Source organism: Microlunatus sp. YIM B11417, assembly GCF_059617205.1.
In genome coordinates this window covers 338,703-364,527 of the sequence record NZ_JCAMPJ010000001.1, presented here as the reverse complement: position 1 = coordinate 364,527, position 25,825 = coordinate 338,703, and the positions used below count along the sequence as shown (strand labels likewise).

Below are 25,825 nucleotides of genomic sequence, written 5' to 3'. Positions count from 1 at the left end.
ATGACGACGACGTTGGGAGTCTCCATGGACCCGAACCGGGGCGGACTGCTCCGCCGGATCGCGGAATCGGTCTTCTGGATCGGCCGCAACCTCGAACGCGCCGATGCGACGGCCCGGATCCTCGACGTCCACCTGCAGCTGGTCCTGGAGGACCCCTGGGTCGAGGAGGACACCGCCTGCCGGTCGCTGTTGTCGATCATGGGGATCCGGCCGCCGGACGACGTCGCGGTGAGTACGACGGTGGTGCTGGACCGGCTCGCCTACAGCGCCGAGCCGACCGCGATCCGGGGCTCCCTGATGGCCGCCCGGGAGAACGCCCGCGGCGCCCGGGAGATCCTGTCGTCGGAGTTCTGGTCGGCGCTGAACAGCACCTGGCTCGGGCTGCCGGAGGCGCGCCGGATGGCCGAACGGCTCGGCCCGCACGTCTACTTCACCTGGATCCGCGAGCAGACCGCGACGCTGGCCGGGGTGGTCGACCTGGCGATCAGCCGGGACACCGCCTGGCGGTTCCTCACCCTCGGCCGCAGCCTGGAGCGAGCCGACATGACGGCCCGGCTGTTGCTGACCCGGGCGGTGCCCGGCGCGCCGGGCCGCGGCCGGCCGTCCTGGTCGGCCCTGCTGCGGTCCTGCGGCGCCTACGAGGCGTTCCTGCGCACCTACCGGGGCGACCTGGACGAGGCGGCCGCGGTGGAGTTCCTGCTGCTGGACCGGCTGTTCCCGCGGTCGGTGTTCTTCGCGTTGTCCGCGGCCGAGGCCTGCCTCAACGAGCTCACCCCTGGCCGGGCCCGGGCCGGGGTGCCCGACCTCGCCCGGCGCCGGCTGGGCCGGGCTCGGACCCAGTTGGAGTTCCGCAGCCCGGAGGACCTGCTGGGCGATCTGACCACGGTGCTGGTCGACCTGGAGCGGACCTGCTCGGAGGTCAGCGAGGCGGTCAGCCGGACGTTCTTCGAGGCGTCGCACGCGATGGCCTGGGCCCAGGGGGAAGCATGATCAACAAGACCGACCGGATGCTCGCCCGGCGCTACCGGATCCGGCACGAGACGATCTTCAGCTACGACGCCGAGGTGTCCGCGTCCTACAACGAAGTACGGATGACGCCGGTCAGCAATGATCATCAGACCGCGGCCGACAACCGGATCGAGGTGCGGCCGGCCTCCACCTCGTACCGCTATCGGGACTACTGGGGCACCATCGTGCACGCGTTCGACACCAGCGTCGCGCACCGGGAGCTGCGGGTGGTCGCCTCCAGCCTGGTCGACACCCGGACCGACGGCTCCGGCACGGCCGACACGGCGGGCTGGGCGGGGCTCCAGGAGCCCAAGATCAGAGACGAGTTCGCCGAGTGGCTGATCCAGACGAGCCGGACCGAGCCGGACGACGAGCTCCGCGAACTGGCCGTCGAGGTGGTCCGAGGCGAAACGCCCGGTGCCGCGGCCCGAGCGGCCAGCGAGTTCGTCCACGACAAGATCGACTACGTGCCCGGCGCGACCGGGGTGCACTCCCGGATCAGCGACGTCTGGTCCGAACGCAAGGGCGTCTGCCAGGACATCGCGCACCTGACGATCATGCTGCTCCGGCTGGCCGGCATCCCGGCCCGGTACGTCTCCGGCTATCTGCACCCGAAGGCCGACGCCGAGGTCGGCGAGACCGTGACCGGCCAGAGTCACGCCTGGGTGGAGTGGTGGGACGGCGCCTGGACCGCCTTCGACCCGACCAACGCGATCCCGGCCGGCGAACGGCACGTGATCGTCGGCCACGGCCGCGAGTACGGCGACGTCACGCCGTTCAAGGGCCTCTACTCCGGCAGCGCCGGCAGCACCCTCGAGGTCACGGTCCAGATCGCCCGCCTCTTCTGATCATCGCGATGCCCTGGCAGACCGACCTGGCCCATGCGTTGATCATGAACCTGCCCGCCGGCGCACGATGCGATCCGGCGGGATCCGTGTTGCACCCGGGACAGTTGGACGGTTGGAGTGATCTCGATCTGCACGTCGACCTGCCCCGGTCCGCCGAACCCGTCGAGCTCCTGGCCGGACTGGAGGTCTGGTCGGTCACTGCGGAGGTAACGGCGACCCGGCAGATCCTCCGGGCGGTGATCATCGACGGCCGCCGAGTTGATCTGGTGATCACCGGCGGCCGGGTGTCGCTGCCCGAGCGGGCCGCGGACAACCACGTGCGCGCCTTGGCCGCGCAGGCGGCGGCGAAGCTCGGCCGCGGCGACCGGCTGATCGGTCTGCACCTGACCCTCGACCTGGCCCGGCACTGCCTCGTCCAGGCGATGCTGCTCCGCGACCGCGATCAAGGAACCACGATCCACCGGTACGGCTCCGAACGGGACGCCCTGGCCGACGAGATCGCCGGGCTCCGCCTGGACGACCTCGCGATCACCCCGCGCCCCAACGTGGTCGAGCGCACCGTCGACCTCTACGCCCGCTGGCGCAGCGAGCTCGACCCCGGCTACCGGCCCGACTGGTCCGGCCTCCGCGCCGTGATCGACCGCGGTCTCGCCGGTCCTTGACCGGTCGAGCACGGGAGCGGCCGGTTTTTCACGTCCCGTGAAAAACCGTCGCTTCACCACAGATACATCTCGGGTCAAGCGACAACAGTTGTGGGGAAGTGGGGCTCTTGGGGCTGAAGTGAGCGCATCCGTACTCACGGGCCGCGGCGGAGCAGGCGGCGGGCCAGCAGGAGCAGGCCGCCGGCGCCGGCGGCAACGAGCAGCGGGACCAGGACGACCGTGCGCAGCTGACGCGGCCAGCCCAGGGTGCAGGGCCTTCCGTCCGGGCCGGTGACGATCATGGACCAGGCCGCCTTGGTCACCCGGTCGCCGGCCTTGACGCAGGCGGCGGCGTTCGGGTCGACCCGCAGGGTGCGCCGGTCGGTCAGGATCTGGGTCAGGTCGTCCCGGCCGGGCTGGTGTTCCTGCCTGACCCGGACGGTGATCACGGTCTCCGACTCGATCCCGTACGGAATGATCGTCCGGGACAGCGTGATCATGATCCCGGCCGCCCAGAACAGCACCGCGATCATGATCATCGTCAGGACCACCGGCTTACCAGAACCCGACAAGCCAGGCTCCTCCACCCAGGAAGGCCAGCGCGAGCAGGACCCAGACCGCCAGGGCCACCGCGCCGTCGACCGGCCAGCTGACGAAGATCAGTCCCGCGGTCACCGCGCCGAGACTCTGGTTCGAGACGTCGACCAGGTCGAAGCCGCCCTCGACGAAGATCAACGCCTCTCCGCCGACACCGATGCCACAGGACAGCGCGGTGACGGCCAGGGCGGCCCAGGACCGCGGCAGTGCCGGCGGCAGGAACGTCACCAGCGACAGCAGCAGCATCGTGCCGCCGAGCCCGGCCACGTAGTGGGCCGCGAAGTCCAGCCGGTCCGAGCCGAGGTGGTAGCAGAGCACGCCGATGCCGGCGGCCAGCAGAGCGGCCGCTCCCGGCACCTGCGATCGGGCCAGGCCGATCGTGTCTTCCCGCAGTGGAGACACGGTCTACCCGGCGAACTCTCGGACGGGTCTGCCCCGGATGCCGGGTCTCGCCCCGAACAGGGCTCCGGCCGGTCCCGTGTCGTCCTCGGGCAGCCCGTGTCTCGAGGTCGTGATGATCAACTGGTCCAGCTCCGGGCCGGCGAAGGTCACCGCGGTCACCTGCCGGGCCGGCACCTCGATCACCGCGTCCAGCCGCCCCTGCGCTGTGTAGCGCCGGACCGCCCAGCCGCCGTACAGGGCCACCCAGACACCGCCGTCGGCGTCCACGGTCAGTCCGTCCGGGCCGCCCTCGCCGTCGATCTCGACGAACGGGCGACGGTTCCGCAGCCCACCCTCGGCGTCCCAGTCGAAGACGTCGATCCGTCCGGTCCGGGTGTCCACGTAGTACGCGAGCGAGTCGTCCGGGCTCCACTCCAGGCCGTTGGAGATCGTCACCTCCGGCACCGCGACCTCGGGCGCCAGGTCCGGCCCGAACCGGTAGAGGTTCCCGCCGCCCTCCCGCCCGTCGTAGGCCATCGAGCCCAGATAGAGGTTGCCGGCCGGGTCGCAGCCACCCTCGTTCATCCGGACCCCCTCGGCCGGTGCCGGGGTGCCGGCCCAGACCTCCGGCAGCGCCCGCACCGGGGCATCCAGCGCGTCCTCGTCGGCCAGCAGCAGGCCGCGCTCGCCGGCGATCACGTGACCGCCGCCCCGGCGTGGCCGGATCACGGCGGCGACGGTGCCGACGTGGTGCCGCCGGGCCACCGCGTCGGGCCCGAGCTCGAGGATGTCGCCGGCCAGCATGTCCACCCAGCGCGGTCCCGCCCAACGGTCCGAGAAAACCGGGCCCTCGCCGTGGTCGACGATCGGATCGGTCAGCTGGTCTGCGTGCATGGCCCACACTCTGTCACCGTCTCCCCGCATCGCGGGACCGGCACCGGGTCCGGCCGCGGAGGTGTGACAGGATCGAGACCTCACCGAGCCTGGAGGTTGACCATGATCATCCGGTACGCACTCGACGGCACGACAGCGGTCGGTGTCCGCACCGGCGACACGGTGCGGCGGATCGGAGATGATCTTGCTTCGCTGACCCGGCTGCCGCTGGCCGAGTTCCGGAAGGCGGTCGAACAGCCGGCCGGGCCGGAGGTGCCGCTCGACCGGGTGACGGTGCTGCCGCCGGTCGACGGGCGGACCGAGGTGTGGGCCGCCGGCGTCACGTACAAGATCTCCCAGACGGCCCGGATGGCGGAGAGCGAGACCTCGGCCACGGTCTACGAACAGGTCTACGACGCCGACCGGCCGGAGATCTTCCTCAAGGCGGTCGCCTGGCGCGTGGTCGGCGACGGCGGCGAACTGCGGGTGCGGGCGGACTCCGAGATCGACGTCCCGGAACCGGAGCTGGCGTTGTTGATCAACAGCGACGGGGAGATCATCGGCTACGGCGTCTGCAACGACCTCAGCTCTCGCTCGATCGAGGGCGAGAACCCGCTCTATCTCCCACAGGCCAAGATCTACAACGGGTCCTGCGGACTCGGCCCGGGCGTGACGCCGGTCTGGCAGGTCGACGACCCGTACGCGCTGGAACTGTCGCTGGTGATCACCCGGGACGGCCAACAGGTCTGGAGCGGCAGCACCAGCACCGCCCAGCTGCACCGCCGCTTCGATGATCTTGTCGGCTGGCTGGGCCGCGAACTCGATTTCCCGGACGGCGCCTGGCTCTCCACCGGCACGTCCCTGGTGCCCGAGCTGCCGTTCACGCTGGCCGATGGGGACCGGGTCACCATCACCATCCCGGGCGTCGGCGAGCTGAGCAACCCGATCCGCCGCGGCTGATCGGCCCCGTCACCGCCGCCGGGGCGGTACCGTCGGAGCAGGGTCGCGGGGGCGGCCGGTTCGGGGGTGGCCGATGGAGGTGCCGGGAGCGGCCGGGCGGGCGTACCGGATCTTGATCATGGTCGGCCTGGCCGGCTACGGGCTGATGCATCTGGTGCTCGGCGCGCTGGCCGTCCGGCTGAGCTTCGGCGGCCGCAACGAGGCTTCGCAGCAGGGCGCGCTGGCGGAGCTGGCGACGCAGCCGTTCGGCCGGATCGGGCTCTGGGTCGCGGCGATCGGCCTGTTCGCCCTGGTGCCGTGGCGGCTGGTCGACGCCGCGGTCGGCTACCGGTGGCACGACGAGCCACGGCGGACGTTCCGCCGGCTGACCGCGGTCGGTCAGGCCGCGGTCTATCTCTGGCTCGGCGTCAGCGCGGTCCGGATCGTGCTCGGCGCGGATGCCGGCGGCGGTGGCGGGGAAGAGACCGTGAGCGCCCGGCTGCTGGCCCTGCCGTTCGGCCCGGCCCTGCTGACCGCGGTCGGAGCCGCCGTGGTCGGCATCGGCATCGCCCAGATCGTCAAGGGGCTGCGCAAGACCTTCCTCGACGACCTGGCCGGCGCCGGGCGGCTGACCGTGGCGCTCGGCCGGATCGGTTTCCCCGCCAAGGGCGTCGCGCTGATGATGGTCGGCGCGCTGGCCGGCTGGGCCGGGATCAGCTACGACCCGGCGAAGGCCGGCGGGCTGGACGACGCCCTGCAGACGCTCCGCGGCCAGGCCCTCGGGCCGGTGCTGCTGATCGCGGTGGCCGTCGGGCTGGTCGCGTTCGGCCTGTTCTGCTTCGGCTGGGCCCGCCGGCCGCGCGTGCAGCGGTGACGCTCACTTCCGCTGCTCCCGGCGCAGGGTACGGATCCGCAGCGGACCGACCAGCCGCGGGCCGGACAGCCGGCGCTCCATCCTGCGCGCCTCCCGCCGCACCGGCTGGGCGATGTACTCGCCCAGGATGACGCCGGAGGCCAGGGCGATCGCGACCGCGCCGGCGGTGACCAGGTCGACCACGCCGCCCGAGTTGCCCGCCGTGAACAGGGTCAGCGCCCGGTAGATCGACAGGCCGGGCAGGAACGGCGTGATCCCGCAGACCACGATCGCCAGCGGCGGGACCCGGACCCGGCCCGCGACGCCGTACGCGACGACGCCGATGCCGACGGCGGCGACCGCAGCCGCCCAGGGCCGCCCCAGCCCGATCTCCAGCAGCACCGAGTAGACCACCTCGCCCGCGCCGGCGACCAGACCGATCGGCAGCAGGGCCCGCAGCGGGGTGTACGCCACGTACCCGAAGGCCATCGCGCAGAGCGCGGCCCCACCGAGCACCCAGCCGGCCTCGGCCAGTCCGGCGGCGCCCGGCACCAGGGTCAGGTCGACGCCGATCAGCCGGCCCACGGTGATCCCGCCACTGACCCCGACGATGATCCCGGCCGTCGACAGCATCACCTCGAGCAGCCGGGCGTTGGCGGTGATGTAGAACCCGGTCAGGGCGTCCTGGGCGGCGCCGATCAGGCCGAGCCCGGCCAGCAGCACGGTGATGTTGGCGCTGACCACGACGGACGGGTCCAACGGCAACGGAGTCGCGGCGAGGCCGACCGCGAGCAGCGTGGCCAGCAGCCCGCCGGCCATCTGCTGGTAGAACGACGGCAGCCGGGCGACGGTGAGCAACCGCTGCAGCCGCTCCACGGCGATCGCCGTGACCAGCGCGATCACCATCACCAGCAGCCCGCCGCCGAGCAGCATGGCGATGCCGAGGGCGAGCACTCCCCAGCCGACGGTGACCGCCCAGCGTGGTCGCTGATGGCCCGAGGAGGTGATCTGGGCCAGCTCGTCGCGGGCCCGGTCCCGGTCGATCCGGTCCAGCAGCAACGCCTTCACCAGATGGTCGACCCGGGTCAGGTCCTCGTAGTCGACGTCGCGCTGGGCGACGTTGCGCCGGCGGACCAGGGTCGGTTCGTCCGGCGACTCCTGGTGGGCCACCACCAGCGCGGTGAACGTGACGTCGACGTCCGCGCCGGCGAGCCCCAGGTGGCGCAGGATCGAGTCCATCGTCGCGGCGACGTCGGCGGCACCGGCCCCGTTGGCGAGCAGGGCCTCACCGACCCGGAGCGCCAGGTCGAGCGCCTTGATCGTCTCCGCGGTACGGTCCTCGTCCGGCTGATCGGCCCGGGCTGACGCCATCGGGTCACCGATCGTTCGTGATCACGATCATCACCCGAGTGTCGCAGACCGGGCCCTTCGACAGGCTCAGGGCACGAGGGGTCAGCCCTCGAACTTGTAGCCCAGTCCCCGTACAGTGATCAAGTACTTCGGGTTCGCCGGATCGGATTCGATCTTGGTCCGGAGCCGCTTCACGTGGACGTCAAGGGTCTTGGTGTCGCCCACGTAGTCGGCGCCCCAGATCCGGTCGATCAACTGGCCGCGGGTCATCACCCGGCCGGCGTTGCGGAGCAGCATCTCGAGCAGCTCGAACTCCTTCAGGGCCAGCTTCACGCGTTCCCCGTTGACCGACACCTCGTGCCGTTCGACGTCCATCCGGACCGCGCCGGCCTCGACGACGTCGGGCACCAGCTCGACGTCCTGGCCGCGCCGCAGCACGGCCCTGATCCGGGCCACCAGTTCGCGGTGGCTGAACGGTTTGGTCACGTAGTCGTCGGCGCCCAGTTCGAGCCCGACCACCTTGTCCACTTCGGAATCCCGGGCGGTGACCATGATCACCGGCACCGGGCCACGGGTCCGCAGCTGCCGGCACACCTCGGTGCCCGGCAACCCCGGCATCATCAGGTCCAACAACACGATGTCGGCGCCGACACGGTCGTACTCGGCGAGGCCTTCGGTCCCGTCGGCGGCCTCGACCACCTCGAAACCCTCCCGACGGAGCATGTACGCGAGCGTCTCGCGGTACGTCTGCTCGTCCTCGACCACCAATACGCGGGTCATCGTCGTTCTGTCTCCTGCTGCTCAGGCCGGGCCTTGGCGTGGATCGCCCGGTCGGATGATGGGGACGACTCCGCCGCCGCCGGTAGGCGGTCGGTCGGAGACGAGGCGGACACCGGCGGTTGCCCCGTACGGTCTGGGAGCATGGCCGGGTCCCGGGTCGCCGGCAGATCCGGAAACCCTTGATCAACCGCAGTACCCGGCTTCAGATGGGCCGGAATCTTGATGGTGAACGTCGAGCCCTGACCGACCTGGCTCCAGACGCCGACATCGCCGCGATGGCTCGCCGCGATGTGCTTCACGATGGCCAGGCCGAGGCCGGTGCCGCCGTCGGCCCGGCTGCGCGCGTAGTCGACCCGGTAGAACCGTTCGAAGATGCGCTCCAGGTCGTTCGGCGGGATGCCGATCCCGTTGTCGGAGACCGTGATCTCGATGTAGTCGTCGTCGGTGGCGGCGACCCGGTGCGCGGCGACGACCACCCGGGCGCCCGGATCGGAGTAGATCACGGCGTTCTCGACCAGGTTGCTGATCGCGACCCCGAGCATCCGCGCGCTGCCGAGCACCTGGCAGTTCCGTTCGCCGGCGACGGTCAGCTCGACCTGGTGGTTCTCGGCGTCGACCCGGCACCGGTCGACCGCGTCGGCCAGCACCTCGTCGACGTCCACCTCCTCCGGCTGCGACAGCGGGTCGTCCGCCTGCAGCCGGGACAGGTCGATGATCTGGGCGGTCAGGTCGATCAGCCGGGCCGACTCGAGGCTGAGCCGGCTGGCGAACCGGCGCACCGCGACCGGGTCGTCCGCGCCGTCCTCGATCGCCTCGGCCAGCAGCGAGACCGCACCGATCGGGGTCTTCAGCTCGTGGCTGACGTTCGCGACGAAGTCCCGGCGGGTCGCCTCGATCCGCCGCGAGGTGGTCTGGTCCTCGGCCAGCACCAGGATCAGGTCGGTGTTGAGCGGGGCGACGCGCGCCGAGAGGTAGGTCGCCGCGATGCCGCGGCCGTGCTCGATCTGCAGGTCCGCGGCGGCCGGCTCGCCGGTCTGCCGGACCTCCCGGACCAGGCCGAGCAGTTCCTCGTTGACGACCCGGGAACCGCGGACCAGGCCGAGGTTGTGCGCCGGGGAGCTCGCCTGGAGCACCTCGTCGTGCGGCCCGACCACGATCGCGGCGGAGCGCAGGACGGCCAGCACGGCGGACACGCCGTCGGGCACGGCAGGGGCGGTGTAGCGCAGTTCGGAGTCGTCGAAGGGCGTGCGCCGGGACCAGATCCAGACGGCGAAGCCGCCGATGATGATCCCGACGACGAGGGCGATGAACGTGGCGCCGATCGGGTTCACACAGCCGATACTAAAGGGAAAGCTGGCGGTCACCTCACCACTCGCCCGGCAGTCGGCGACCGCCTCGCCGAGCGTTCCTGCGATGTTCACCCGGCGTTCACGAATGGCCTTTTCCAGCGCTTCAGCGCGCTGGCATAGGGTTGGGGCCGATGCGAGGCGGCCAGGTGGGCCGCTCGGCGAGACGAGGTGGATTCGGCATGCGTGACTCGTACCGGGAACAGCTGGACGAGATCCTGAACGACCTGGTGGAGATGTCCCAGCTCGTCGCCGAGGCGGTGCGGTCGGCGACCACGGCGCTGCTGGAGTCCGACATCCACCAGGCGGAGCAGGTGATCACCCGCGACGACGACCTCGACAACCGGCAGCACGACATCGAGAACCGGACCTTCTCGCTGCTGGCCCGGCAGGCTCCGGTCGCCGGCGAGCTCCGTACCCTCGTCGCGACCCTGCGGATGGTCAACGAGCTGGAGCGGATGGGCGACCTCGCCGTCCACGTCGCCAAGATCGCCCGGATGCGCTACCCGGACCCGGCCGTGCCGGACCGGCTGCGGCCGAACTTCGTCCGGATGGGCGACGTCGCCGAGAAGATGGTGGTCAGTGCCGGCCACACCCTGAGCGACCGGAACGTCGAACTGGCCCGTGAGCTGCGGGACCGGGACGAGGAGATGGACGACCTGCGCAAGTCGCAGTTCCGGGTCCTGCTCAGCGACGACTGGGAGTACGGCGTCGAGGCCGCGGTCGACGTGGCCCTGCTCGGCCGCTACTACGAGCGGATCGCGGACCACGCCTCGTCGATGGCGCGACGGGTCATCTACATCGTCACCGGCCGTTATCCGGACGACGAGAACCAGGTTGTGTCCTAAACCGTGTCCGTTTTGGACATTGCGTCTCAGTGACCCCCTTTCACGTGGAACGACACCACTTGTTCTGCTAGTGATCCGGGAATTCCGCAGCCGCCCTTTTCCTCGGGCGTCCTACCATCCGTACGGACACCTGGTCCTGCCCTGATTTCCCTTGTACGCAAGGCACTCCGGACGATCCGACCGGGTCGTCGCGGACCCCCGGCCGGCGCTTCAACGAGGGACCACCGAGACGAGTTCCCGACCGGGCCGAATACGAATGGTGACAACCGAACTCGATGTCGCTATGTTCATCCGCAGGGAGAAACTCGGGGGCTCGGGGAATTGCGGGGGTCGGGGAACGCATACGACCATCTCGGATCCATAAGGAGTGAGTTTCTTGAAGTCGTCTTGGAGGCCGTGGGGCAGGCCACTTGCCATTGCCTCGGCTACGGCCCTCTTGATCGGCACCGTTGGGCTCTCCCCCTCGGCGGCTGTCGAAAACTACCCAGACGAGGCCTCGGAGGCGTCCGCGAGCGTGCTCGCGTCGACGCTCGTGAAGGACAAGCTCCTCGGTGCCGCGTCGACCTCTGCCGGGCTGAAGACCTCGCCCGGACCGAACAACGACGCGCTCAACGTCGATCTGCTGGGTGATCAGGTCGTCCAGCTGGGCGACGTGTCCATCCCGCTGAACGACCTGATCGACTTCGGCTCGATCGGTGCGCTGGGCAGCTCCAGCGAGGCCACCTCGGCCACCGGCACCCGTTCGGTCAGCGGCCTGGTCGCCGAGGGCGGCTCGGTCACCCTGTCCGGTGACGACGCCTCCTTCGGTGCCGCCACGATCAACCTGCTGTCGCTCTCCGAAGCGGCCGACGTCGAGGGCCTGACCGACCTGGCCATCGACCAGCTGGAGCTGAAGCTCGGTGCGTTCGGCTCCGAGGTCGTCGTCGAGGACGGGAAGATCCTCGATCAGGACGGCGTCGGCGGGCCGGGCCAGTACCGCGCCGCGCAGGCCGACCTGCTGGTCCGCTCGCCGCTGGTGAGCGACGCCGCGAACGGCATCTACGGCGCCGCGGGCACCGTGGACACCACGGTCGAGGACCTGATCAACGACAAGCTCGACATCGCCGCGCTGACCGGTCTGCTGTCGGCCGTTCCGGCCATCCCGGAGCCCAAGGTGACCGTGGACAGCAACATGCAGGACACGCTGTTCCAGCGGGTGCTGAACCAGCCGCTCACCTCGCACAGCAAGCTCGTCACGATCGACTTCTCCACCGGCGAGCTGCAGATCCACCTGGATCAACTGGCCGGCAAGGGCGGGCTGAACGCGCAGGAGCCGAACGCCGAGCTGATCTCCTCGGAGATCTACCCGCTGATCGCCGAGAGCGTGCACGACATCATGCACGACGCGACGAACCTGATCGTCGGCGCGATCGAGGATTCGCTGGACGCGGTCACGATCACCCTGCAGTTCACCGACGACTACGGTCTGGTCGGCGGCAAGCTGGACGTGTCCTGGACCTTCAGCCTGGCCGACATCGCCTCCGGTGAGGTCGGCGAGGTCGTCGACAACAGCTCCGGCCTGATCGGCGGCACCACGGGCAGCACCCTGACCACCACGATCAACACGCTGGGCAGCACGCTCGGCACCGTGGTCAGCCCGGTCTACGACCTGATCATCAGCGACGCCGGTGATCACATCTTCGAGTTGGCGATCAACGACATCAAGTTCGGATTCACCTCGACGATCGTCAACATGCTGTCGCCGCTGTTCGACGTGCTGAACGAGTTCGTCTCCCTGGAGGTCAACCACCAGGAGATCGGCACCTGCAAGAACACCGCCGGTGAGGACGTGACGAACAGCTTCGACCTCTCCGCGCTCAGCCTCGGCCTGGCCCGCTCGGCGGACGGGGCCCGGGTGAACTTCGGTAACTCGGCCACCCGGTTCACGCCGGAAGGGTGTGGCGCGAGCAGCTAGGACGGACGGGTAGCCGGGCCACACTGACCGGCCATCTGTGAGTAGGACCGTCGGCCCTCCGGGAATCTCCCGGAGGGCCGACGCTTTCGTACGGAGCGGGGAAGTTTGATCATGAAGAACGTGCAGGGCCGCGGCCGGATCCTGATCATCTCGGCGATGATCATCGGGCTGATCGTCGCCGGCGTGGTGATCGCGGTGACCCGGGCCGACGGCGGCCCGGCCGAGAAGCCGATCGCGACCACGCTGGACTGTGCCCAGAACCAGCCGATCGCCACCGCCCTGTCCAGCGGGTCCTCCTGGGCGATGTGCTGGCGGATCGATCCGTACTCCGGCCTGACCCTGGAGAACATCCACTTCACACCGGTCGGCCGGGCGCCGATCATGGTGTTGGCCTCGCTGGCGATCGGCCAGCTCGAGGTGCCGTACGACACCGGCGAGCGGACCACCGAGGACATCACCGACCACGGCTTCGGCGGCCGGAACCTGCAGACCCTGTCCGCGACCGAGTGCGCCGGGGAGATCCTGGCCACGCACGTGCCGAACTTCGGCGACGGCAAGGTCGGCGGTGGCGAGGACCGCGGCGTGTTGTGCCAGGCAGAGGTGGACACCGGCATCGCCTACCGGGCCCAGTCCGGCGGCAAGGTCGACGTCGCCCGCGGCACCGCGCTGAACCTGAGCACGATCTCCAAGGTCGGCTGGTACGAGTACATCAACAGCTACCAGTTCGGCGCCGACGGCTCGATCCGGCCGGCCCTCGGCGCGACCGGCGACCTGTCGCCGGAGGACTACACCGACGACCCGAAGCAGGGCCGCCCGGTCGGACCCGGCGACCATGATCACGCGGCCAGCCATTCGCACAACGCGGTCTGGCGACTGCACTGGGCGCTCGGCGGCCGTGGCGGCCAGCGGGCCGAGCAGTACGACGCGGACTTCACCGGCGGGCGGGGGCCGAAATCGCCCGAGCTGGCCGGGAAGCTGACCCCGATCACCGAGGAGGCCACCCGCAAGATCGAGAACCGGCGCTGGTGGCGGGTAGTCAACCCGGCCGTGCTCAACGAAGATCAACACCCGATCTCGTACCAGATCGAGATCGGCGACACCGACTCCTACCGGTTCACCGACGAGGACCGTGATCATGCCGACGCCCCGGAGCCGGCCTACGACATCGCCTTCACCGAGTACGTCGAGTGCGAGCGGTTCGCCACCAAGAACCGGAGCTGCCCCGAGCGCAGCGTGATGGGCTACCTGCGTGATCAACAGACCCTGGACGACCTGGTGTCCTGGGTCGCCGTCGGCTTCCACCACGTCGTCCGGGACGAAGATCAAAGCCCGATGGACCTGCACTGGCAGGGATTCACGCTGCTCCCCCGTGACCTGACCGCGCAGCGCCCCGACCTGCCCGAGGACCGGACCGAGATCAACGGGAGGCCGGGCCCCGGCTCCCGTTGACGGGGCCGTGATCAGCTGAACTCGGCCGTCACGTGATAGACCCGGCCGCCCCAACCGTCCTCGGGGAACGAGTCCCGGAACCGGAGGTAGACCGGCGCCGCGCCGTCCTCGGCCAGGGAGGGCGTCAGGTCGATCTCCAGGGTCGCCTTGTTCGACCCGTCCCGGATCGGTTCATCCTCGCGGAGCACGGTGGCCCAGGTCTCGCCGTCGGAGCTGACGTCGACCAGGTACTGGTTCTCGATCGTCACGGTCGCCGTGGCGGCCGTGGTGCCGGCCGGGAACGGGAACAGGTAGACGAAGTAGCTGTTGCCGTCGGCGAACCGGCGTTGCGGGCCATTGTTGCCCGAGCCGTCGGCGTCGAACAGCCACGGGAGCTCCGCTGCCGTACCGGTGTCGAAGTCGATCTTGTGTGCGACCTCGATCTCGGCCTGCGCCGAGAACTCCAGGCCCGATCCGGACACCTTCGCGGTCACCAGGTACTTCCCGCTCTCGGTGTCGGCCGGGATCTCCACCGTCACGGGGACCGTGTGCCCCGCGGGCTTCGCGACGCCGCTGGTGATCATCCGGAAGCCGGTCCGTTCGGGCTCGATCTGCCACCCGGCGGGCGCGTCGAGGACGAGCTTCCCGTCCAGCGGCCGACCCGCCTTCCCGGTCGCCTGGACGCCGAGCTCGAGCTGCACCGCGGTCGACTCGCCTGCGGCGGGCAGGATCGCCGTCCGGGCCGGGCTCAGCGTCGCCGACAGTGATCGTTGCGGCGCGCGCTTCGGTACGGCGGCGATCAGGGCACTGAGCGCACTGGCCTGGGTCCGCCAGTCGAAGGCGTTCGGATGATCATCACTGGTGCCGCCGGCCCAGCGGCAGCCGAGCCTGTTGGCGACGTCGCGATCATGCTCCCAGATGCTCGCCGCCTGGGTCCGGACGAACTCGCGATAGCGAGTCGCGCCCGTGGTGTCGGCCAGGTCCATCAGGTACCGCAGGAAGATGCCCTTGAACTGCTTGCCGTTGTCGTCGCAGGTCCGGTCCGGCGCGTCGCAGGCCTCGGTGAGCACACCGTCCACCAGCAGCCCGCCGTCATCGAGCGCGGCGTCGGCCAGTTCGCGGGCCTTGGCCAGGACGGCCTTGTCGCCGGTGGCCCGCCACAGTTCCAGCCCGGCCCCGATCGCGAGGCCCTGGTTGTAGGTGTGCACGGTCTGCCCGTTGTTCTCGCAGTCGTCGTTCAGACCGTCGTTGACCAGGCCGGCGGAGTTGATCATGCCGCTGCCGAGGTACCAGGCCCAGGCCTCCTCGGCCCGGTCCAGCCAGGCGCTGTCGCCCGGGATCCGGTTGTGCAGCTCGGCGGTGAGCCGGATCCACTGGCCGTTGGTGACCGCGTTCTTGTACGTCCGCTCCTCGTTCCACCAGATCCCGCCGCCACAACTGCTCGGGTCCCAGAACTCGTTCATGAACTCGGCGATGGTGACCGCCATGTCCAGGTACTTCTGTTTCCCGGTCAGGTCGTAGGCCTGGATCCAGTTCAGCGCCCACCAGCCCGCGTCGTCGATGGCACGGCTGGTGAAGTTGCCGTAGATCTCGTCGGTGGACAGTTCGCCGGCCGGGAACGGACCCTTGTTCGTCTCGAACGTGTGGTCCAGCTGCTCCAGGTAGCGCCGGTCACCGGTCCGCTGCATGTAGTCGCCGATGGTCTGCAGCGCAACGGCCGAGTTCCACCAACTGGAGGGGAACCAGGCCTTCTTCTGGTCGTACGAGCTCATCAGCACATCGGCGGCGACCCGGGCCCGCGCCAGAGCCGTCTCCGGGCTGGTGCTGCCCTTCGCGGGCGGATCACCGGAGGCCGGTCCCGTCCCCGCGAATCCGATGATCAACACCCCGGCCAACAGGCCGGCGGCGAGCCGGCGGAGATGCAACGACATTGTGCCTCCACTTAATCAATCAGATGGATTTTTCTTATTCTGTCCCAGCCGAGCGCACGAGTCCACCCCTGCCGCGGAGATCGGCCGCCGCCAGTGGTGGCCGGCAGACCGGGAGGATCAGAACTCGAAGAACGGCAGGCGCGGCTCGACGCGATCAAGATCGCGGCGGCGGTGAAAGACTGCGCACATGACCGACGACGTACGGGCGCTGCCGACGCCGTGCGTGGTCGTGCTGGTCGGTCCGGGGGCGTCGGGCAAGACGACCTGGGCCGACGCGCACTTCCCGGCCGGCACGGTGGTCTCGAGCGATCGCCTCCGCGCACTGGTCGGCGTTGCGGAGGACGACATCGAGGCGAGCACCGACGCGTTCGCCCTGCTGGACGAGGTCGTCGCCCGCCGGCTGGCCCGCAGGCTTCCGACGGTGATCGACACCCTCGGCCTGGACGCCGAACGGCGGCAGGGCTGGCTTGCCCTGGCCAGGGCGCATGGCCTGCCCTGCTATGCGGTGGCCTTCGATGTGCCGGCGAAGGAATGCCGGGAACGGAATCGGCACCGGACCAAGCGGATCCCGGTGGACGTGCTGAACGCTCAGCTGCGGTCCTGGCCGGCGGTGCGCGACCGGCTCGACGGTGAGGGCTTCGACGGGGTGCTGCGGCCGGTCCATGTCCGGGTCGTGCCGGAGGTGTTCACTCAGGCCCAGGCGGCGGTCGAACGCCAACAGCGTGACCCGAGCCGGCTGCGGTTCGGCCTGCAGGTTGCGACGTTCGACTGGCCGGGTGGCCATCCGGCGGTCCGGACGCGGTTGACGGCGATCGCGCGGGCCGCCGAGGAGGTCGGCTTCGATGCGATCTATGTGATGGACCACTTCCGCCAGATCCCGCAACTCGGTCGCGCCTGGGACGCCATGCCGGAGAGCTACACGACGCTGGCGTTCCTCGCCGGAGTGACCTCCCGGATCCGGCTCGGCACCCTGGTCACCGGCGTCACGTACCGCAACGTCGCCCACCTCGGCAAGATCATCGCGACACTGGACGTGCTGAGCGGCGGCCGGGCCATCTGTGGGCTCGGGCTGGGCTGGTTCGAGGCCGAGCACCGCGCGTACGGCTGGGCGTTCCCATCAGTCGGCGAACGCTACGGACTGCTCGAGGAGGCGCTGCAGGCGCTGCCGCTGGTCTGGGGCAAGGGCGCGCCGGCGTTCCGGGGTGAACACCTCGACATCAAGGAGGCGCTGTCGTACCCGAGGCCGCTGCAGGAGCACGTACCGATCATCCTCGGCGGCAGCGGCGAACGGCGGACGCTGCGGCTCGCGGCCGAGTACGCCGACGCGTGCAACGTGTTCGGCGACGCGGAGACCGTGCGGCACAAGGCCGAGGTGCTCCGCCGGCACTGCGTCGACCTCGACCGCGACCCGGCAGAGGTCGCGGTGACGCAACTGTCGACGGCGCTGATCGGGACGGACGACGAGCAGGTCTGGCGCCTGGTCGAGGAGCACCGGCCGCGGCGCCAGGATCCCGCCCGGTATGCGGCCGCGGTCAACGCCGGGACGGTCACCGATCAGGTGGGCAGATTCCGCGAGCTCGCCGAAGCAGGAGCGGGCGAGGTGATGGTACGACTGCCCAACCTGGTCGACGCCGCGTCGCTGGAGCCGATGGCCGCCGTGATCAGGTCGTTCCGGTAGCGGCCGCTAGGACTTCTTGCCCTGGTTCTTGACGGCCTCGATCGCGGCGGCCGCGGCCTCCGGATCCAGGTAGCGGCCGCCCGGCGTGACGGGCTTGAGATCGTCGTCGAGCTCGTACACCAGCGGGATGCCGGTCGGGATGTTCAGCCCCACGATGTCGGTGTCGCTGACCCCGTCCAGGTGCTTCACCAGGGCCCGCAGCGAATTGCCGTGGGCGGCGATCAGGGTCACCTTGCCGGCGCGCAGGTCGGGCACGATCTGGTCGTACCAGTACGGCAGCGCGCGGACCAGCACGTCCTTCAGGCACTCGGTGGCCGGCCGGGCCTCGCTCGGCAGCGCGGCGTACTTGGCGTCGTTGAAGTTGGCGAACTCGTCGCTCTGGTCGATCGCGGGCGGCGGGGTGTCGTACGAACGGCGCCAGATCATGAACTGCTCCTCGCCGAACTCGGCCAGGGTCGCCGCCTTGTCCTTGCCCTGCAGCGCCCCGTAGTGGCGCTCATTGAGGCGCCAGGACCGGCGGGTCTCGATCCACATCCGGTCGGCGACCCCGAGCGCGATCTCGGCCGTGCGAATCGCGCGGCGGAGCAGCGAGGTGTGCACCACGTCGGGCAGCAGGCCGGCCTCGAGCAGGAGCTGTCCGCCGCGCTCGGCCTCGGCGATTCCCTTGTCGTTCAGGCCGACGTCGACCCAGCCGGTGAACAGGTTCTTGGCGTTCCATTCACTCTCGCCGTGCCGCATCAAGATCAAGGTAGACGTCATGGCGCTGAGCCTATCGAGCGTCCATTCTGCGGCCGTGGGCGGCGGTCGCCGCACCTCCTTGGCATACTCGGCGACCGTGACGGACCAAGGCGTGGCGGTGGTGACCGGGGCAAGCAGCGGGATCGGGGCGGCGACGGCGCGCCGGCTCGCGGCGGACGGCTACCGGGTGGTCTGTGCGGCCCGGCGGCTGGACCGGATCCAGGGGTTGGCAGCCGAGCTGGGCGGCGTCGCCGTGCGCTGCGACGTGACCGATCCCGGGCAGGTCGCCGCCCTGGCCGAGCAGGCCGGCGACGAGACCACGCTCTTGATCAACAACGCCGGCGGCGCACTCGGCCTGGAACCGGTCGCGGAGGCCGATCTCGCTGCCTGGCAACAGATGTACGCGACGAACGTGCTCGGCGCGGCGGCCGTCACCAAGGCCCTGCTGCCGACCTTGATCGACAACACCGGCCAGGTGATCTTCGTGACCTCGGTCGCCGCGGACGGCGGCTACGAGGGCGGTGCCGGCTATTGCGGGGCGAAGGCGGCGGAACGCTCGCTGGTGCAGACGCTGCGACTGGAGCTGTACGACCGGCCGGTGCGGATCGCCGAGGTCTCGCCCGGCATGGTGCACACCGAGGAGTTCTCGCTGACCCGGTTCGGCGGTGATCAACAACGGGCCGCCGCGGTCTACGCCGGGGTCCCGGATCCGCTCACCGCCGAGGACATCGCCGACTGCATCGGCTGGGTCGCCGGCCGCCCGGCCCACGTGAACATCGACCGGCTGACGGTACGGCCCCGGGCGCAGGCGGCCCAGCACAAGATCTTCCGGCAGGAGTAACGTCTCGGCCATGGCCCGCAGCATCGCAACGTCTCGTACCGTCGAGCGCGAAGAACTCCTCGACTTTCTCCGTACCCGGCACTCGATGGTGCTGGCGACCACCCGCGCGGACGGCCGGCCGCAGCTGTCGCCGGTCACCGGCGGCGTCGACGAGCAGGGCCGGATCGTCATCTCCACCTACCCGGGCCGGGCCAAGGCGATCAACGTCGCCCGTAACCCGCTGGTCTCGGTCGCCGTGTTCTCGGAGCACTTCAGCGATCCGTGGGTGCAGGTCGACGGCGACGCCGAGGTGCTGCACATGCCGGACGCCCTGGACGGTCTGGTCGACTACTTCCGCTGCATCTCCGGCGAGCATCCGGACTGGGACGAGTACCGCGAGGCGATGCGCCTGCAGGACAAGTCGCTGATCCGGATCACCCCGACCCGCTGGGGCCCGATCGCCCGCGGCGGCTTCCCGGCCGACGTCGCCGCCAAGCTCGACGCCCTCGACTAGGAACGACATTCCCTGAGCCTGTCGAACCACAACGATCCCTGAGCCTGTCGAAGGGCAAGCCACACCTGTCCTGGCCCTTCGACAGGCTCAGGGCGCGTTCGGAGCCCCTTCGACAGGCTCAGGGCGTGTCGCCGGCCTCGGCCGGATCCAGGTGGCGGAAGGCGGCCAGGTTGGCCGTCGACTCGCCCCGGGACCGGCGCCAGGCCCACTCGCGCCGGATGCTGTCGGCGAAGCCCAGTTCGAGAATGACGTTGAACATCGAGTCGGCGGTGTCGGCGACGATGCCGAGCACGCGGTCGATCTCCGCGGCCGTGACGCCCGCCAGCGACAGGCCTCCGGTGAGGTGGATGTCGCCGTCGGCGTCGACGCTGAACGCCACCGCCGAGAGCTTGAGATTGCGCTCCAGCAGCCGGCGGTAGACGACTTCGTGATCTTGGTCGGGGTTGCGGGCGACGAAGGCCCGGATGCTCACCTGATAGCGACCGACGACCAGCGCGCATTCGGTGCGCAGCTTGCGGGTCCCGGGCAGCGTGACGAGGAAGAGCCCGGGCTCGGATTCCGACCAGTCCAGCTCCAGGTCGGCCAGTGCGCGCCGGATCTCCGCCATCGCCTCCGTGCGTGCGTCTGCCATGTCCGCATCGTACGCAGGCATTTCACCGTAGGGTGTACGATGATCGACCCTCCTCCCCGAACCCGAAGGGATCCTCGATGTCGATCTTGGTCACCGGAGCGACCGCGAACGTCGGCCGCCTGGTCATCGACGAGCTCATCGCCCGCGGCGCGCCCGCTGTCCGCGCCCTCACCGTCGACCCCGCGAAGGCCGACCTGCCCGACGGTGTCGAGGTCGCCGTCGGCTCGATCCACAAGCCCGACACCGTGGTGCCCGCGCTGCAGGGCATCAGCACGCTCTACCTCGCTCCGCACCCGCCCACGGCACAGGCGGTCGTCGACCGGGCCGTCGCCGCCGGCGTGCAGCGGATCGTCGACCTGACCGGCCCGGCCGGTTCCTGGTGGGACGAGATCGAGCCGGTCGTCGAGGCGTCCGGCCTGGGCTGGACCCACCTGAAGCCGGGCGAGTTCACCCACAACGCGCTGATGTGGGCCGAGCAGATCAAGTCCGGCCGGGAGGTCCGGGACGCCTACCCGGAGTCGGCCAACGCGCTGATCGACCTGGCCGACATCGCGACCGCGGCGGCCGTCACCCTGCTCGACGACGCCCACGTCGGCCGGGCCTATCCGCTGACCGGCCCGGAGACCCTGACCCGGGCCGAGAAGGTCGCGATCATGGGCCGGGCGGTGGGCGCCGACGTGCCGTACCTGGAGATCGATCGGGATGCCGCGATCGCCCAGTGGGAGCCGTCGATGGGCGAGTTCGCCCAGTGGTACGTCGACGGCGCCGGGCTGCTGGTCGATCACCCGCAGCAGGTCGACCCGAGCCTGGCCGAGCTGCTCGACCGGCCGGCCACCACCTTCGCCCAATGGGCCGAAGCCAACGCCGACCAGTGGCGCTGACCGCGCCCAGAGCCTGGCGAAGGGTCTCGGGCTGAATCGGCCTTGGCCCTTCGACAAGCTCAGGGAACTGGGTGGGTCAGGACCAGTTCAGGGAACCGGGTGGGTCAGGACCAGTTCAGGGAACTGGGTGGGTCAGGACCAGTTCAGGGAACCGGGATGTCAGGACCAGGGGCCGGTGCTGCCGCCGGGCAGGTCGGCGGCCGGGTCGTACGGGGTCCGGGTGAGCCGGAAGGAGGCCAGGTCCCAATGGCTCACCCGGCCGCCCACCCGGATCGCGCGCAGGGTCTCGCCGAGGTAGTACTCGTCCAGCCCGATCCAGGTGTCCGTCCCGGCCGGGCGGAACCGCGAGCCACGCCCGTTCCCGTACGGGCTGAGCTCGAGCCAGCCGTCCGCCGCGGTGCGCAACTCGAACGGCGCCGGGCCCCAGTACCAGGTGCCGGTCAGCTCGACCGACTCCTGCTGGCCGGCGTCGGCGACCCAGACCGGCGGATCCTTGGGCGCGTGCTCGGCGACCAGGTCGAACAGTTCTCCCACCAGCCGCCCGGACAGCCCGGCCGTGGTGTTGGCGAGCATGATCACCGCGTCGCCGTCGTCGTCGAAGCGCAGGCTGGCCTGGAAGCCGGGCATCGAGCCGCCGTGCCCGTACCGGCGGCGGCCCTCGGTGTTGAAGACCTGCAGCCCGAGACCGTACGCGCTCGTCCAGGCCTGCCCCGGCACGTCGATCACGGTTCTCGGCACCCGCATCGCCAGCCGAGCCTTGTCGGAGAGCACCGCCGGGTCGCCGGCGTGCAGGAAGGCGGCCCACCGGCCAAGATCATCCACGGTGGACCAGAGCTGCCCGGCCGGCGCCATCGCGTCGGCGTCGTGTTCCGGCTCGACCATGATCAAGTCCGCGTGCGGGTGCACGGCGTAACCGTCGGCGTGCGGCGGCTGCGGCCGCGCCGTGGTCCGCGTCATCCCCAGCGGGGTGAGGATCTCGTCGGTCAGCACGTCGAGCCACGGCCGGCCGCGGACCTCGCTGATCAGCCGGCCGAGGACCCCGTACCCGACGTTGGAGTAGTGGAACACCCCGCGTGCCTCCGGGCGCAACGCCAGCCGGGGCTCCAGCGCCGGCCAGCCGATTCCGGGCGACCGCTCCCACCAGGGCGCGTCGGTCTCGGCCCGGATCCCGGAACCCTGGGCCAGCAGGTCGATGATCAAGGTCTCGCCGATCGGCGTGCCGGGCAGGTGCCGGCCGAGTTGATCATGAACGTCGAGCAGGCCCTCGTCGGCCAGCCGCAGCACGCCGACCGCGACGAAGGTCTTGGTGATCGAACCGATCCGGTACTGCCGGTCGGTGCCGACCGCACCGTTCCCGTGCCCGTCGGCCGACCCGACCGCGTCCGCCCAGGCCACCGCGCCGTCCCGCACCACGCCGGCCACCAGGGACGGCACCCGGCTCCGGGACTGTTCGAGCCGCAGCGCCCGGGCCAGCCGCCGGCTCACCTCACTGTCAAACATCCGCCCATCCTGCCGCACCCGGACCGCGGGTCAGGCCACGCGGGCACCCGGTGCGTACGGCAGCCAGTCTGCGCCGGCCAGCCGGCCGAGCAACTCGGCGGCCTGCTCGCGGGGGACCCGGTAGTGCTCCGGCCAGGCCGTCAGCGCGTCCCGCCAGTCCGCCGCGTGCGGGTCGTCGGGCGAACCGTCCAGGTCGGCCCAGCGGCGCCAGTGCGCCTCGAAACGATCTTGGTCGACGATCCGGCCGCGGGCCCGCTGGCCGGCCAGCGCCTGCTCCCGGCCCACTTCGATGAAGATCAACACCGGCCGCCAGCCGCGAGCCTGGGCCAGGTTACCGATGATCTTGAGCAGGGCCGGGCGGGTCGCCGGGTCGTGCACGATCAACCCGTTCCGGCCGGCCGGGCCGCGGAGCAGTTCGGCGAGAGCGCGGGTCTGGTGCACGGCGTGCACCATCGGCCGCAGGACCGGGTACGGCACGCCCGGCGCGATCGCCGACAGCCGCCGCCGCTCGTCCTCGGAGTCCAGGGCGTCGACCCCGCGCAGGTACGGCAGCACGCGGGCCATCGCCGTGCTCTTGCCGGCTCCCGGCACGCCGCCGACCATGATCAGCGGGGGCCGCTGTCCCCTGTCGTCCATCGTGACCTCCCTGTCGTTCCAGGGTATGCGCGCCGCGGAACCGTCCCACAGCCCGCGGCCAGGTTCAGCCGACCCGGTCCGGGCGGGGCACCAGTTCGGCGCCCAGCCGAGTGATCCGGCGCTGGCCCCAGGCACCCAGCGGGGCCAGCGCATCGTTCAGCGAACGCCCCTGCTCGGTCAGCGAATACTCCACCCGCGGCGGCACCTCCCGGTACACCTCGCGATGCACCAGGCCGTCGGTCTCCATCTCCCGCAGATGCTGGATCAGCATCTTCTCGCTGACCCCGGGCAGGCCGCGCCGCAGCTCGCCGAACCGTCGCGTCCCATGCGCCTCCAGCTCCCACAGGATGAGCGACTTCCACTTCCCGGTGACCACGTCCATGGCGGCGTCGATCCCACAGATGTACGGGCCGCGCCGTTCGTTTCGAGCCATCGGATCCTCCATCAGCGTTCAAGACTTACCACAAGGTGGGTATTGCACACAATAGTCGGTACTTGTCGGCACTCCAGTGTCAACGCAGCATGGCTGCATGACCAACCACAGCACCGCGTTCACCGTCCTCGGCACCGGCGAGATGGGCGCCGCCCTCGTCCGGGCCCTGCTCGCCGCCGACCACTCGACCACCGTCTGGAACCGCACCGTCTCCCGCGCCGAGGCCCTCCGCGCCGACGGCGCCCGCGTCGCCGGCGACCCGACTGCGGCGATCGCCGCCAGCCCGGTCGTGATCACCTGCCTGTACGACCACGCCTCGGTGCACCAGGTCCTCGATCCGTTGGCGGACCGGCTCGGCGGCCGTACGGTGATCAACGTCACGACCACGACGCCGGACGAGTCCCGCGAACTCGCCGCCTGGGCGGCCGAGCACAAGATCACGTACCTGGACGGCGGGATCATGGCGGTGCCCGCGATGATCGGCGGACCCGGCTCGTTGATCTTGTACAGCGGCGCCGCCGAGGCCTTCGAACGCCTGGAACCCGTGCTGGCGCTCTGGGGCCGGAGCCGCTATCTGGGCGCCGATGCCGGACTGGCCCCGCTCTACGACCTGGCCATCCTGACCCCGATGTACACGGCGTTCGCAGGCTTCCTGCACGGCGCCGCCATGGTCGCCTCGGCCGGCGTGAAGGCCGGCGAGCTGGCCGACCTGGCCGGCCCGTTCCTGACCGCCGTCCTGGAGCCGTCGGTACGCCACTCGGCCGAGGTGGTGGACGGCGGCGACTTCGCCGTCCCGGGCCAGCAGAGCCTCGACTTCTCCGACCTGACCAAGTTCGTCACCGCCAGCAGGTCGGCCGGCGTCGACCCGATCCTGATCGACGCCGTGCAGTCGTTGATCAGGCGGCAGATCGACGCGGGCTTCGGTGATCACGGCTTCGCCCGGATCTTCGAGAGCCTGCGCCGGGCATGATCATTTCGAGCCGACCGGCAGCCGTTTCTTGAACTCCTCGGTGAACGCCTTGCGCAGCTCGGCCGAGTCGAGCATCTTGCCGGCCGTCTGCAGCTTGCCCTGGGCGACCCGCTGACAGACGCCGAGCCAGGCCTGCCCCATCGCGTACGTGAACGACGAGGCCACCGCCGCTCCGATGGCGCCGCCCGCGACCGTACCCGCGCCGGGGATGAGCTTGAGCAGACCGGTGAAGGCGGCTCGGCCGCCCTGGGTGGCGGCGGTGGTCGAGGCGATCGCCATCAGGGCGGCCCGCTCGAACTTGATCTGATAGAGCTGCGCGATCTTGGCCATCATGCCGAGCTGGATCGGCACCAGCAGGGTCGCGTCGGCGAACGGGATCGGCGTCGCCGCCGCGGCCGCGGCACTGGTGGCGGCAACGGCTATCGCGCGTTGCGCCTGCTGCGCCTTCCGAGCCTGATCAATGGTCTGCGCCGCGGTGAGGGCTCCTTCGACTCCTTCGGGCGCAACGCGAAAGGTGGCATCGAGGACTTCCTTCAGCCCGTGCGGCTGCTGTCCGGTGAAGTCGTCGTAGCGGGCGTTGGTGAGGAACGGGCGGCCACCCGCGATCGGCAGCCCTTTGGCCATGATCACCTCGGCCAACTGGACGGCGTCCGGATGGTAGCGGCCGTCCCGCATCGGCACCTGGGTCAGCACCAGCACGACCGGCAGCCCGAGCTCGTCCAGCCGCCGGATGAACTCGGCCTCGGTGTCCTCGAACCGGCGGTCCATGCCTCGGACGCAGTACCAGGCGACATGCAACTGCTCGCTCAGCGGCAGCTTGCGCATCTCCTTCATCGCCTTGTCCAGGTCGGCGATGATCGCCTTGTCGTCGCGTCCGACCTCGAGACCCTGGGTGTCGACGATGCCGAGGTGGCCCACCTTGTCCAGATAGAGGTGGCTGCCCCGGGTGACCGGCTCACCGATCCCGGTCCGGGCCACTTCCTCGCCGAAGATCGCGTTGATCAAGGTCGACTTGCCGACGCCGGTCTTGCCGAAGATCGCCAGGTTGAACCGGCCCAGCGATTGGGACTGGCGGTCGAACTCCTGCCGGAACGTCTCCGTGAACCAGTCGGGTGGATCGATCATGGTCACCTCCGCGGTGCACCGGGTTAGGACGCGTCCAGCGTACGGTGCGGCCGACCCGACGCCGGTCAGGAGACCGTTCTCCCATCCCCGGGCCGACCCGGAGCCGACCCCGGCCTGGCCAC

Annotated in this window: 26 protein-coding genes; 13 read left to right on the top strand and 13 right to left on the bottom strand. The window is 70.4% G+C overall.

Features of this window, described 5'->3' with window-relative positions:
* From AC6CCG_RS01785 to AC6CCG_RS01775, 3 genes are read left to right on the top strand one after another with little or no spacing between them, the layout of a single operon-like run.
* Positions 1 to 990, top strand: a complete 990-nt coding sequence (locus tag AC6CCG_RS01785) for an alpha-E domain-containing protein (RefSeq protein WP_496652727.1) — start codon at positions 1 to 3, stop codon at positions 988 to 990.
* The gene (locus AC6CCG_RS01780) at positions 987 to 1,856 is read left to right on the top strand and encodes a transglutaminase family protein (RefSeq protein WP_496652726.1); all 870 of its coding nucleotides are present in this window, start codon (positions 987 to 989) and stop codon (positions 1,854 to 1,856) included. Before AC6CCG_RS01785 ends, AC6CCG_RS01780 begins: the two co-directional genes overlap by 4 nt.
* An 8-nt stretch (positions 1,857 to 1,864) precedes the next feature.
* Complete coding sequence (locus AC6CCG_RS01775) at positions 1,865 to 2,518, top strand: hypothetical protein (protein WP_496652725.1); 654 nt, start codon at positions 1,865 to 1,867, stop codon at positions 2,516 to 2,518.
* A 134-nt stretch (positions 2,519 to 2,652) separates the two neighbouring features.
* Here AC6CCG_RS01775 and AC6CCG_RS01770 read toward each other — a convergent pair whose 3' ends face one another.
* The 3 genes from AC6CCG_RS01770 to AC6CCG_RS01760 are packed head-to-tail and all read right to left on the bottom strand — an operon-like array spanning position 2,653 to position 4,369.
* Positions 2,653 to 3,069, bottom strand: coding sequence for a hypothetical protein (locus AC6CCG_RS01770; protein WP_496652723.1), 417 nt, complete (start codon positions 3,067 to 3,069; stop codon positions 2,653 to 2,655).
* Positions 3,053 to 3,496 (bottom strand): hypothetical protein, encoded by a 444-nt coding sequence (locus tag AC6CCG_RS01765; protein ID WP_496652722.1) that lies wholly within the window; start codon positions 3,494 to 3,496, stop codon positions 3,053 to 3,055. Before AC6CCG_RS01765 ends, AC6CCG_RS01770 begins: the two co-directional genes overlap by 17 nt.
* A gap of 3 nt (positions 3,497 to 3,499) precedes the next feature.
* Positions 3,500 to 4,369, bottom strand: coding sequence for an SMP-30/gluconolactonase/LRE family protein (locus AC6CCG_RS01760; RefSeq protein ID WP_496652721.1), 870 nt, complete (start codon positions 4,367 to 4,369; stop codon positions 3,500 to 3,502).
* 102 nt (positions 4,370 to 4,471) lie between these two features.
* Here AC6CCG_RS01760 and AC6CCG_RS01755 point away from each other — a divergent pair, with 102 nt between their 5' ends.
* Both AC6CCG_RS01755 and AC6CCG_RS01750 read left to right on the top strand, forming a co-directional pair.
* A complete protein-coding gene (locus AC6CCG_RS01755) occupies positions 4,472 to 5,308 on the top strand; it encodes a fumarylacetoacetate hydrolase family protein (RefSeq protein ID WP_496652720.1) in 837 nt (278 codons plus the stop codon).
* 73 nt (positions 5,309 to 5,381) lie between these two features.
* Complete coding sequence (locus AC6CCG_RS01750; protein ID WP_496652719.1) at positions 5,382 to 6,161, top strand: DUF1206 domain-containing protein; 780 nt, start codon at positions 5,382 to 5,384, stop codon at positions 6,159 to 6,161.
* Between the two features lie 3 nt (positions 6,162 to 6,164).
* Here AC6CCG_RS01750 and AC6CCG_RS01745 read toward each other — a convergent pair whose 3' ends face one another.
* From AC6CCG_RS01745 to AC6CCG_RS01735, 3 genes are all read right to left on the bottom strand, one after another.
* Positions 6,165 to 7,511, bottom strand: coding sequence for a threonine/serine exporter family protein (locus AC6CCG_RS01745; RefSeq protein ID WP_496652718.1), 1,347 nt, complete (start codon positions 7,509 to 7,511; stop codon positions 6,165 to 6,167).
* 81 nt (positions 7,512 to 7,592) lie between these two features.
* A complete protein-coding gene (locus AC6CCG_RS01740) occupies positions 7,593 to 8,270 on the bottom strand; it encodes a response regulator (RefSeq protein ID WP_179754671.1) in 678 nt (225 codons plus the stop codon).
* Positions 8,267 to 9,691, bottom strand: a complete 1,425-nt coding sequence (locus AC6CCG_RS01735; protein WP_496652717.1) for a sensor histidine kinase — start codon at positions 9,689 to 9,691, stop codon at positions 8,267 to 8,269. The genes AC6CCG_RS01740 and AC6CCG_RS01735 overlap by 4 nt, the downstream gene beginning before the upstream one ends.
* 107 nt (positions 9,692 to 9,798) lie before the next feature.
* On the opposite strand from AC6CCG_RS01735, the gene phoU reads away from it, so the two are divergent.
* The 3 genes from phoU to AC6CCG_RS01720 all read left to right on the top strand — a co-directional run bounded on the left by phoU (position 9,799) and on the right by AC6CCG_RS01720 (position 13,867).
* Complete coding sequence (gene phoU, locus AC6CCG_RS01730) at positions 9,799 to 10,464, top strand: phosphate signaling complex protein PhoU (protein WP_496652716.1); 666 nt, start codon at positions 9,799 to 9,801, stop codon at positions 10,462 to 10,464.
* Between the two features lie 367 nt (positions 10,465 to 10,831).
* Positions 10,832 to 12,418 carry a choice-of-anchor G family protein gene (locus AC6CCG_RS01725; RefSeq protein WP_496652715.1) on the top strand — a complete coding sequence of 529 codons (1,587 nt, stop codon included), beginning with the start codon at positions 10,832 to 10,834 and terminating at the stop codon, positions 12,416 to 12,418.
* A 111-nt stretch (positions 12,419 to 12,529) separates the two neighbouring features.
* Positions 12,530 to 13,867, top strand: a complete 1,338-nt coding sequence (locus AC6CCG_RS01720) for a copper amine oxidase (protein ID WP_496652714.1) — start codon at positions 12,530 to 12,532, stop codon at positions 13,865 to 13,867.
* Positions 13,868 to 13,878: 11 nt separating this feature from the next.
* Here the strand turns inward: AC6CCG_RS01720 and AC6CCG_RS01715 are convergent, their stop codons facing one another.
* Positions 13,879 to 15,777: a glycoside hydrolase family 76 protein gene (locus AC6CCG_RS01715; protein WP_496652713.1), complete on the bottom strand. Its 1,899-nt coding sequence runs from the start codon at positions 15,775 to 15,777 to the stop codon at positions 13,879 to 13,881.
* A 187-nt stretch (positions 15,778 to 15,964) separates the two neighbouring features.
* Here AC6CCG_RS01715 and AC6CCG_RS01710 point away from each other — a divergent pair, with 187 nt between their 5' ends.
* Positions 15,965 to 17,455 carry a TIGR03560 family F420-dependent LLM class oxidoreductase gene (locus AC6CCG_RS01710; RefSeq protein WP_496652712.1) on the top strand — a complete coding sequence of 497 codons (1,491 nt, stop codon included), beginning with the start codon at positions 15,965 to 15,967 and terminating at the stop codon, positions 17,453 to 17,455.
* Between the two features lie 6 nt (positions 17,456 to 17,461).
* Here AC6CCG_RS01710 and AC6CCG_RS01705 read toward each other — a convergent pair whose 3' ends face one another.
* On the bottom strand, positions 17,462 to 18,214 hold the full coding sequence (locus tag AC6CCG_RS01705; protein ID WP_496652711.1) for a phosphoglyceromutase: 753 nt from the start codon (positions 18,212 to 18,214) through the stop codon (positions 17,462 to 17,464).
* A 76-nt stretch (positions 18,215 to 18,290) separates the two neighbouring features.
* Between AC6CCG_RS01705 and AC6CCG_RS01700 the strand changes: the two genes are divergently transcribed.
* Entirely contained in the window at positions 18,291 to 19,034 is a 744-nt protein-coding gene (locus AC6CCG_RS01700) for an SDR family NAD(P)-dependent oxidoreductase (protein WP_496652710.1), read from the top strand.
* A gap of 10 nt (positions 19,035 to 19,044) precedes the next feature.
* Positions 19,045 to 19,527 (top strand): PPOX class F420-dependent oxidoreductase, encoded by a 483-nt coding sequence (locus tag AC6CCG_RS01695; RefSeq protein WP_496652709.1) that lies wholly within the window; start codon positions 19,045 to 19,047, stop codon positions 19,525 to 19,527.
* Between the two features lie 118 nt (positions 19,528 to 19,645).
* Here AC6CCG_RS01695 and AC6CCG_RS01690 read toward each other — a convergent pair whose 3' ends face one another.
* Positions 19,646 to 20,158, bottom strand: coding sequence for a type III secretion system chaperone family protein (locus AC6CCG_RS01690; protein ID WP_496652708.1), 513 nt, complete (start codon positions 20,156 to 20,158; stop codon positions 19,646 to 19,648).
* A gap of 77 nt (positions 20,159 to 20,235) precedes the next feature.
* Here AC6CCG_RS01690 and AC6CCG_RS01685 point away from each other — a divergent pair, with 77 nt between their 5' ends.
* Positions 20,236 to 21,039: an NAD(P)H-binding protein gene (locus AC6CCG_RS01685; RefSeq protein WP_496652707.1), complete on the top strand. Its 804-nt coding sequence runs from the start codon at positions 20,236 to 20,238 to the stop codon at positions 21,037 to 21,039.
* Between the two features lie 159 nt (positions 21,040 to 21,198).
* On the opposite strand, the gene AC6CCG_RS01680 is transcribed toward AC6CCG_RS01685, so the two are convergent.
* From AC6CCG_RS01680 to AC6CCG_RS01670, 3 genes are all read right to left on the bottom strand, one after another.
* Positions 21,199 to 22,539 (bottom strand): serine hydrolase domain-containing protein, encoded by a 1,341-nt coding sequence (locus AC6CCG_RS01680; RefSeq protein ID WP_496652706.1) that lies wholly within the window; start codon positions 22,537 to 22,539, stop codon positions 21,199 to 21,201.
* 30 nt (positions 22,540 to 22,569) lie between these two features.
* On the bottom strand, positions 22,570 to 23,175 hold the full coding sequence (locus AC6CCG_RS01675) for a P-loop nucleotide/nucleoside kinase family protein (protein WP_496652704.1): 606 nt from the start codon (positions 23,173 to 23,175) through the stop codon (positions 22,570 to 22,572).
* A gap of 64 nt (positions 23,176 to 23,239) precedes the next feature.
* On the bottom strand, positions 23,240 to 23,608 hold the full coding sequence (locus AC6CCG_RS01670; protein WP_496652703.1) for a winged helix-turn-helix transcriptional regulator: 369 nt from the start codon (positions 23,606 to 23,608) through the stop codon (positions 23,240 to 23,242).
* A gap of 97 nt (positions 23,609 to 23,705) precedes the next feature.
* Between AC6CCG_RS01670 and AC6CCG_RS01665 the strand changes: the two genes are divergently transcribed.
* A complete protein-coding gene (locus AC6CCG_RS01665; protein WP_496652702.1) occupies positions 23,706 to 24,578 on the top strand; it encodes an NAD(P)-dependent oxidoreductase in 873 nt (290 codons plus the stop codon).
* Here AC6CCG_RS01665 and AC6CCG_RS01660 read toward each other — a convergent pair whose 3' ends face one another.
* Positions 24,579 to 25,703: a GTPase family protein gene (locus tag AC6CCG_RS01660; RefSeq protein ID WP_496652701.1), complete on the bottom strand. Its 1,125-nt coding sequence runs from the start codon at positions 25,701 to 25,703 to the stop codon at positions 24,579 to 24,581.
* Positions 25,704 to 25,825 lie beyond the last annotated feature (122 nt).

What these genes read in the sequence shown, in the direction of transcription:
- AC6CCG_RS01680 (WP_496652706.1), bottom strand. Translation starts at nt 22,539, where the DNA reads ATGTTTGACAGTGAGGTGAGCCGGCGGCTGGCCCGGGCGCTGCGGCTC.
- AC6CCG_RS01715 (WP_496652713.1), bottom strand. Translation starts at nt 15,777, where the DNA reads ATGTCGTTGCATCTCCGCCGGCTCGCCGCCGGCCTGTTGGCCGGGGTG.
- AC6CCG_RS01710 (WP_496652712.1), top strand. Translation starts at nt 15,965, where the DNA reads ATGACCGACGACGTACGGGCGCTGCCGACGCCGTGCGTGGTCGTGCTG.
- AC6CCG_RS01665 (WP_496652702.1), top strand. Translation starts at nt 23,706, where the DNA reads ATGACCAACCACAGCACCGCGTTCACCGTCCTCGGCACCGGCGAGATG.
- AC6CCG_RS01780 (WP_496652726.1), top strand. Translation starts at nt 987, where the DNA reads ATGATCAACAAGACCGACCGGATGCTCGCCCGGCGCTACCGGATCCGG.
- AC6CCG_RS01660 (WP_496652701.1), bottom strand. Translation starts at nt 25,703, where the DNA reads ATGATCGATCCACCCGACTGGTTCACGGAGACGTTCCGGCAGGAGTTC.
- AC6CCG_RS01785 (WP_496652727.1), top strand. Translation starts at nt 1, where the DNA reads ATGACGACGACGTTGGGAGTCTCCATGGACCCGAACCGGGGCGGACTG.
- AC6CCG_RS01685 (WP_496652707.1), top strand. Translation starts at nt 20,236, where the DNA reads ATGTCGATCTTGGTCACCGGAGCGACCGCGAACGTCGGCCGCCTGGTC.
- AC6CCG_RS01760 (WP_496652721.1), bottom strand. Translation starts at nt 4,369, where the DNA reads ATGCACGCAGACCAGCTGACCGATCCGATCGTCGACCACGGCGAGGGC.
- AC6CCG_RS01695 (WP_496652709.1), top strand. Translation starts at nt 19,045, where the DNA reads ATGGCCCGCAGCATCGCAACGTCTCGTACCGTCGAGCGCGAAGAACTC.
- AC6CCG_RS01705 (WP_496652711.1), bottom strand. Translation starts at nt 18,214, where the DNA reads ATGACGTCTACCTTGATCTTGATGCGGCACGGCGAGAGTGAATGGAAC.
- AC6CCG_RS01750 (WP_496652719.1), top strand. Translation starts at nt 5,382, where the DNA reads ATGGAGGTGCCGGGAGCGGCCGGGCGGGCGTACCGGATCTTGATCATG.
- AC6CCG_RS01675 (WP_496652704.1), bottom strand. Translation starts at nt 23,175, where the DNA reads ATGGACGACAGGGGACAGCGGCCCCCGCTGATCATGGTCGGCGGCGTG.
- AC6CCG_RS01775 (WP_496652725.1), top strand. Translation starts at nt 1,865, where the DNA reads ATGCCCTGGCAGACCGACCTGGCCCATGCGTTGATCATGAACCTGCCC.
- phoU (WP_496652716.1), top strand. Translation starts at nt 9,799, where the DNA reads ATGCGTGACTCGTACCGGGAACAGCTGGACGAGATCCTGAACGACCTG.
- AC6CCG_RS01690 (WP_496652708.1), bottom strand. Translation starts at nt 20,158, where the DNA reads ATGGCAGACGCACGCACGGAGGCGATGGCGGAGATCCGGCGCGCACTG.
- AC6CCG_RS01740 (WP_179754671.1), bottom strand. Translation starts at nt 8,270, where the DNA reads ATGACCCGCGTATTGGTGGTCGAGGACGAGCAGACGTACCGCGAGACG.
- AC6CCG_RS01670 (WP_496652703.1), bottom strand. Translation starts at nt 23,608, where the DNA reads ATGGCTCGAAACGAACGGCGCGGCCCGTACATCTGTGGGATCGACGCC.
- AC6CCG_RS01720 (WP_496652714.1), top strand. Translation starts at nt 12,530, where the DNA reads ATGAAGAACGTGCAGGGCCGCGGCCGGATCCTGATCATCTCGGCGATG.
- AC6CCG_RS01745 (WP_496652718.1), bottom strand. Translation starts at nt 7,511, where the DNA reads ATGGCGTCAGCCCGGGCCGATCAGCCGGACGAGGACCGTACCGCGGAG.
- AC6CCG_RS01755 (WP_496652720.1), top strand. Translation starts at nt 4,472, where the DNA reads ATGATCATCCGGTACGCACTCGACGGCACGACAGCGGTCGGTGTCCGC.